General features: G+C 51.5%; 1 protein-coding gene. It reads right to left on the bottom strand.

Annotated features, from left to right (window positions below):
• A partial coding sequence (locus AC27K1_RS21730) for a hypothetical protein (RefSeq protein ID WP_487152889.1) occupies nt 1–323 on the bottom strand: 323 nt, incomplete at its 3' end.
• Nucleotides 324–359 lie beyond the last annotated feature (36 nt).

The following is a 359-nucleotide window of genomic DNA, read 5'->3' as shown; positions in this document are numbered from 1 at the left end:
ACATTGACACCCGCTGTGATCGTGTCGGTTCCAGTACCACCAATAACACGGTTGAATCCATCGCCGAGGTTAAGGGTGTCATCACCGCCGGTGGAATCGTCAACATCCGTACTGGTCAGCGTGATCAGATGGCCATCGGTAAACAGAGCTGAGCCGTTGTCGCCGACCACAATGTCAGCATCGCCGGTAGTCGTTACTTCATCATTGCCCTGACCGGCGATGACAACATTCTTGCCATTGGAAAGAGTGATCACATCACGGGCACCCTGATTATTCAGAGAACTTGTGGCTGACTGCAGGATATCCGCCGTGTCATAGATCATGACACCATGGTCACCTATTACGTGATCTACATTGAC

The organism is Kistimonas ophiarachnellae, assembly GCF_057552235.1.
This window is presented reverse-complemented; position numbering and strand designations above follow the sequence as displayed.